Below are 6,916 nucleotides of genomic sequence, written 5' to 3'. Positions count from 1 at the left end.
ACTGCTGCCTCCCGTAGGAGTCTGGGCCGTGTCTCAGTCCCAGTGTGGCTGATCGTCCTCTCAGACCAGCTACAGATCGTTGCCTTGGTGAGCCTTTACCTCACCAACAAGCTAATCTGACATAGGCTCATCCAATAGCGTGAAGTCCGAAGATCCTCCACTTTCACCCGTAGGTCGTATGCGGTATTAGCCTGAGTTTCCCCAGGTTGTCCCCCACTACTGGGCAGATTCCTATGCATTACTCACCCGTCCGCCACTCGCCAGCCAGAGAGCAAGCTCTCTGCTGCTGCCGTTCGACTTGCATGTGTTAGGCATGCCGCCAGCGTTCAATCTGAGCCAGGATCAAACTCTTCAGTTCAATCATTCCGGTTGCTAAAGCGCAACCAAACTTTTTGCGATGAAGAGCAATCCTAAATCAAAACGCTAATCTTACTGCTTTAGGTTTGACGTGATTGCTTACATCGACATTTTTGGCAAAGCCTCATCGACGCAAGCACCCACACAAATTACCTGATCAAATTGTTAAAGAGCACCTCTGACATTCGGCCAGAGCAGACCAGCAATTGTGCATATCTTTTGAATTCGCGTCAAGGGCTAATCCCTTGGAATCCTTGATATGCCGGGCGTTTCCGCCCTTTTGCCGTCTCAGGAGGCGCGCATTATACGTAGCTTTGCCCCCCGGTCAACACCCTTTTGACCAAATGCGTAAAAAAAATGACATATCGCTATCAGGGGGTAAATTTTCGGTCGAGAGGGGCCGGTTTCAATCCGGGATGGCGGGCGCTTTGTCGCGCAAAAACGCTTCCAGCGCCTCGCCCGGCATGGGGCGGGCGTAATAGTACCCCTGGCCTTCGCTGCAACCCAGGGCGGCCAGCAGCTTGAGTTGTTTCTCGCTTTCCACGCCCTCGGCGATGACCTGCAGGTTGAGGGCCTGGGCCATGGCCAGGATGGTGCGCACGATGGCGGCGTCATCATCATCCACGGTGATGTCGCGGACAAAGGAACGGTCGATTTTCAGAAGGTCGATGGGAAACCGCTTGAGATAGGACAGCGAGGAGTAGCCTGTCCCGAAGTCATCAATCGCCACGGAGACGCCCAATGCTTTGAAAGCATTGAGCGTTTGGACGGCTTGCTCAGGGTCTTGCATGACGCCGCTTTCAGTAATCTCCAGCTCCAGGGTATGGGCCGAGACGGGGTCGCCTTCCAGGCTTTGCTGCAGAATGTCATGAGTCTGGGTATGGAACAGCTGCCGGGCCGAGAGATTAATCGCCAGGCGCTCCACCTGTAACCCGAGGCTGCGCCAGTGACGCAGGTCCGCCAGGGCCTGCTGAATGACCCAGCCGCCCAGGGAAATGATCAGACCGGTCTCCTCGGCAACCGGGATGAACTTGTCCGGCAGCACCAGTCCCCGCTCCGGGTGCCGCCAGCGCACCAGTGCCTCGAGCCCGGTCACCGCCAAGCTACGCAGGGAAAACTGGGGCTGGTAATAGAGCACCAGTTGCGATGTCTTGATCGCCTCGCGCAGCTCGTTTTCGATCACAAAACGGGTGGCGGTCGCTTCCTGGATCCCGCTGGTACAGAACTGGAAGTTATTGCGCCCCTGCTCCTTGGCGTAATACATGGCGGCTTCGGCATTTTTCAGCAGATTGTCGGCATCGCGCCCGTTTTCAGGGTACATGGCGATCCCGATACTGGCATCCACATAGACATTCTGGCCCGACAGCACAAACGGGGTCTGAAACAGTTGGAGTAAGGCATCCGCCTTCTCACTGGCGTGCTCAGGTCGACCCACATCGGGCAAGAGCAGCACAAAGTCATCGCCCCCGAGACGGGCAATCGTGTCCCAGGGGGTCACCGCCGATTTGAGCCGTTCGGCCACAGCACGCAACAGGTGATCGCCGGTGATGTGGCCCATGGTGTCATTGAGGTTCTTGAAGCGATCCAGATCGAGAAATATCACCGCCAGCGAATGGTTTTCCCGGTGTGCATAGGCAAAGGCCTGCTCGATGCGATCCCGTAACAGCCAGCGATTGGGCAGCCCGGTCAGCACATCATGATATGCCTGATGGCGCAGGGTCTGTTCCGCCGCGCGTCGCGCGCGCCGTTCGTCCGCGTCCGCCAGTTCGCGCTGGATCGCCGGCAATAGCCGGGTCAGGTTATCCTTCATCAGATAATCCTGTGCGCCCTTGCGCATTGCCTCGACGGCCACCTCCTCACCGATGGTGCCGGAAATGACGATGAAGGGAATGTCAGGATTATGCTCCTTGACGAGCTTCAGGGCCGCCAGCCCGTTGAAGTGCGGCATGGCATAATCAGACAGCACCAGCTCCCAGTCCGCCTCTCGCAATTCCCGGGTCAAATCCGGTGCATTGTCCACCCGGGTGTAATCAACCTGATAGCCACCCCGGCGCAGGGCCAGCAATATCAGTTCCGCATCGTCCGGGTTATCCTCCACCAGCAACAGACGCAGGGTGACTTTTTTTTCCGGGGAATCAGACATAGGGACACTGGTTGAGTTTGAGCCAGTAATGGCTCAACTGGGTCACGGTCGAGGTGAACTGGCCAGAGTCGATGGGTTTGCGGATATAACTGTTGGCGCCCAGTTCGTAGCTTTTCCGGATATCCTCTTCTTCCGATGATGAGGTCATTACCACCACAGGCAAATGGCGAGTACGGCTGTCGGCACGCAACTGACGCAACACATCATGACCATCAAGCCGCGGCAATTTAATATCCAGCAACATCAGGGTTGGGAGTGATTCCCCGAAGCGGTCCTGGTATTTGCCTTCGGCAAACAGATAGTCCAATGCCTCCACACCGTCATCGACCACGGTCACCTCTGAATCCATGTGGTTTTTCTTCAGCGCACGCAGCACCAGCATCTGATCATCGGGGTTATCTTCGACAAGTAAAATGCGTCTGGCTGTCATCCCGCCTCCCCATGCCTCATAACCAAGGTGCACTGCATCTCCTGCACTTTATTTTGCGCCATAATTGATGACGCTCTTAATTGACTATAGCGAAAAACCCGGCAGCCTCAATCCTCACAGCACAAAATAAAATACCGCTCCGTTGTCCGGACTCCCTTCCGCCCAGATGCGCCCGCCATGACGGTGAATAATGCGTTGTACCGTTGCCAGCCCAATCCCCAGCCCTTCAAACTCATCGTTGCCGTGCAAACGCTGAAAAGCGCCAAACAACTTGTCCACATAACGCATATCGAAACCCACCCCGTTATCAGCGACATAAAACACGGTTCGTAGACTGTCTCCCGAGCGGGTGCCGATTTCAATCCTCGGCTGTGGCTTGCCCTGCGAATACTTGATCGCATTATTAATAAGATTGGTCAGCATGACGCGCAGCATCTGCAGATCGCCATAGACGACAAGGTCCGGCTGAATCACTACTTCGACCTCATAAATCGCCCGGTTTTGTTTCTGCTCTTCGGTGACATCGCGGGCCAGCTGACTCAAATCGACTTTCTCACGTTTAAATTTGCTGCGTGTCAGGCGGGAGAGTTTTAACAGGCTATCGATAAGATGCGACATGTTTTCGGCCGCACGTTGTATACGCTTCAGATAATCCAGTCCGGTTTCATCAAGGACCTGGCGGTAATCCTCATATAATGCCTGACTGAATCCGTCTATCGCGCGTAACGGGGCGCGCAGATCATGCGAGACGGAATAGCTGAATGACTCGAGCTCCCGATTGATTCGCTGCAATTCACTGGTGCGATCTTCCACCAGTTCTTCGAGGTGAAACTTGTGCCGCAGAAGTTCCTGCTCGGTTTGCTTTTGTTCGGTAATATCCAGTGTCGTACCGATAAATTCGTCCGGATCACCCTGCGCGTCAAATCTCACTCGCCCCTGTTCAAGTACATGTAACTGCACACCATCCGGGTGCCTGACCCGATGCTCGATTTCAAAAATACCATCTGTCGAGTGTGCTGCCCGCTGCATGGCTTGCTCTACCCTGTCGGCATCTTCGGGATGCACTCGTGCCCTGAAATCATCCAGCGTGGGGTCGATTTCATTCTCAGAATAACCCAGCAATCTGAACTCTTCGTCAGACCAGACGGCTTTGAATGTTTTCATATCCAGTTGCCAACTTCCCATGTGGGCGATACGTTGCGCCTCCGCCAGCTGGGCCTCACTCGAACGTAACGCCTCCTCGGCTTTTTTGACTTCGGTCAGATCTGTGGTGATACCCAGCATACCAATCACATGGCCTTGCTCGTCATAGCGCAGTCGGGCCTGGCTGTAGACCCAGCGCACCTCACCATCGGCCCGTACAATGCGGTTTTCTGTTTTAAACGGCTTGCGGTTTTTAACCGCTGTGTCGACAGCAGCGGTAATCTTGTCGAGATCGCCCGGATATACCTGCCTGGCAAAATCTTCGAAATGGCCCTTGAAGGTTCCTGTCTCAAGGCCATACATGTGCTCGAGGCTGGACGACCATTCGACCGTACCGGCACGCATATCCCAGTCCCATATCCCGACCTGTCCCGCTTCCAGGGCCAGCTCCAGTTTTTGCTGCTGGCTTTCCAGCGCCTGATGCGCCTTCATGCGTTCGGTAATATTCACGGCGACACCAATAGAACCGTTCAGCCCGCCCTGTCCATCATAAGTGGGGGAATAATGAGTTTCGAAATAGATATCACCGACGCGTCTCTCGACCTGGAATGCTTCGCCATGCAAAGCACGCTGAAGATCTTCGATTAGCACGGGATGATCCTGATACAGGCTAAAGACGGACTGGCCAACTACTTCACCGGGTTTGAGCCCCAGTTCACCGAGAGACTGTCCTTCTGACAGAGTAAAGACACCCTGCGCATCCATCGCAAACAGCACCACCGGCGCACTACTAACCACGGTCTGCAATCTTTCCCGGCTTTCTTGCAGCCGGGACTGCATTTTCTTGCGATCGGTGATATCAGTGATACTGCCACGAACCAGATTCCGGTCTTCTGTCGGCAATCGGACCAGACGGATTTCACAATCGATCAGATTGCCCCGCGAATCCCTGTGTACCCACTCAAATGCCGGTGTCCCGCCAGCCAGTGCCTGGGAAATATATTGACGCGCCAAGCTGTCCGAGGGCTGCCCAGCAGGCTGACAGGGCGGACTGAGTTCAGCAGGGCCTGACTGCAACAGTTGTTCGCGGTCGAGCACGAACAGTCGTTCGCCATTTTTATTAACATCAACGAACCTCCCGCTATCGACATCCAGGATTGTTATGGCCTCGGGAGCATGGTCAATACTGGTTCTGAAACGCTGTTCACTTTCCTGCAGTTTCAGATAAGTCTGACGTTGTTCCGTTACATCCTGGGCAATGCCGGCAATGCGAATCAAACGACCCTGCTGATCAAAGACCGGATAAATCCGGGCGGAGACCCAGCGTAAATTCCCCGACTTGTCGATCAGTCGATATTCCGGAAAGGTATATTCCGACTCGAGTTGATGATGCTTATCTTGCATAAGCTCTCGCAACCAGCCCTGATCTTCAGGATGAATACGCTCAAACCAGGCGCGGGGATTGTTGTACAGGATTTGTGGATCGTCCCCCCAGATCTTTTTATAGCCCGGGCTGATATATAAAAACCGCTCCCAATCCGGCGTTGTCATCCAGAACACCGCATCGACCGCTTCGGCCAGCTGCCGAAATCGGGCTTCTGCCTCCTCCAGTTCCCGGGTACGGGAGCGCACCTGGGTTTGCAACAGATAACCGTATAGCCCACCCAGTAGTAAAATGGCGGCAATAACACCGACAGCTGGCCACAGCCAATCCAGCACTACCGGTTCGCTCTGCTCTCTTTGCAGCCATTTATTAAGACTTTCGTAATAGTAGGAGTTGCTTTGATTTTTCGCTTCGACCAGATAGGCATCAATGACCGGCAGATATGGCGAGTCAACCTTTTTCGGCGCGGCAAACCGGACCTGTACCGGATTGAACAGAATACTGGTCGGTTTCACCCGATACTTGCCTTCATTTAGCAGGCTGTATATCCGGTTTATTACTCCCGCATCTGCCCGGCTTTGTTCCAGCTCACTCAGTACATCGCCATAATGAGGCACCCGTCGCGGGGTGTACTCAAAACCAAAGCGCTTCATCAGCTCATCGAAACGCCGGCTATGTGTACTCTGCTCCATCAGCGCAATCCGTTGCCCGGCCAGCTCGGAGAGGGAAGTGAGGTTGTTGCCACTGGCCTGATAGACCACCCCCCAGTTGTTTACCAGCGTCTGCGAGGAAAAACGAAAACGTTCAGCGCGTTGGTCGCTGTAAGCAATACCGACCAGAATATCGATTTGTCCGGCTTCCAGCTGCTCCAGCAGCTCATTCCATGGGGCATAGTGGTATTTCAGTTGCCAGTTATGCTGACCGGCAACATCCTGAAGAACATCGATGGCGATCCCGGTAATTTGTCCGGTTTCGTCCTGAAAGACGATAGGCCGATTATCGAATACGCCAACCCGGACGGTTTGTTCCGCCTGAACGACCGTCCCCCACATGGCGAGAGGGAAAAGCAGTAACCAGTAGCGCAAAGCGGTTAATCTCGGGTGCATTGCATTCCTCGGGTTGACCCGCTCTATGACAAGTCACCTGTACAGGGCAGGAAGCACAACATTCTCGTCGTGCCTATTCCATTGCCATCCAGTCTGACAAGCCGCAACCACCAGAAATTGCGCCATGCCTCTATTCAGCTATCCGACAGGTTCACTGACAACTGAAGCCTGTCTCTCTGTCAGTATGGTCAACGAATGAGGATCTGAAAAGGCGGTATATCTCTAGCAAAAGGGCCGGGTACCGAGGGACAAGGAAAAGCTTCACCACGAAGACACCAGGACACGAAATACTTTGTGTCTTCGAGGCTTCGTGGTAATAAAACCCAGGTGAACCGCCCCTCTACGATAAAGGG

At 54.3% G+C, this 6,916-nt stretch carries 3 protein-coding genes and 1 rRNA gene (1 of these 4 only partly in view); all 4 read right to left on the bottom strand.

Features of this window, described 5'->3' with window-relative positions; genetic code table 11:
- A 16S ribosomal RNA gene (locus RI563_RS04010) occupies positions 1-358 on the bottom strand; its annotated part reaches 171 nt to the left of the window's first position; the annotation flags it as partial.
- Positions 359-763: 405 nt separating this feature from the next.
- Entirely contained in the window at positions 764-2,500 is a 1,737-nt protein-coding gene (locus RI563_RS04005; RefSeq protein WP_310693059.1) for a putative bifunctional diguanylate cyclase/phosphodiesterase, read from the bottom strand.
- Positions 2,493-2,930, bottom strand: coding sequence for a response regulator (locus tag RI563_RS04000; RefSeq protein ID WP_310693058.1), 438 nt, complete (start codon positions 2,928-2,930; stop codon positions 2,493-2,495). The genes RI563_RS04005 and RI563_RS04000 overlap by 8 nt, the downstream gene beginning before the upstream one ends.
- Positions 2,931-3,044: 114 nt before the next feature.
- Positions 3,045-6,563, bottom strand: a complete 3,519-nt coding sequence (locus RI563_RS03995; RefSeq protein ID WP_310693057.1) for a PAS domain S-box protein — start codon at positions 6,561-6,563, stop codon at positions 3,045-3,047.
- Positions 6,564-6,916: the final 353 nt, after the last annotated feature.

Source organism: Thiohalophilus sp. (assembly GCF_031581315.1).
GTDB lineage: Bacteria > Pseudomonadota > Gammaproteobacteria > UBA6429 > Thiohalophilaceae > Thiohalophilus.
Note: the sequence above shows the minus strand (reverse complement) of the source record. Positions and strands in the feature narration are given on the sequence as shown.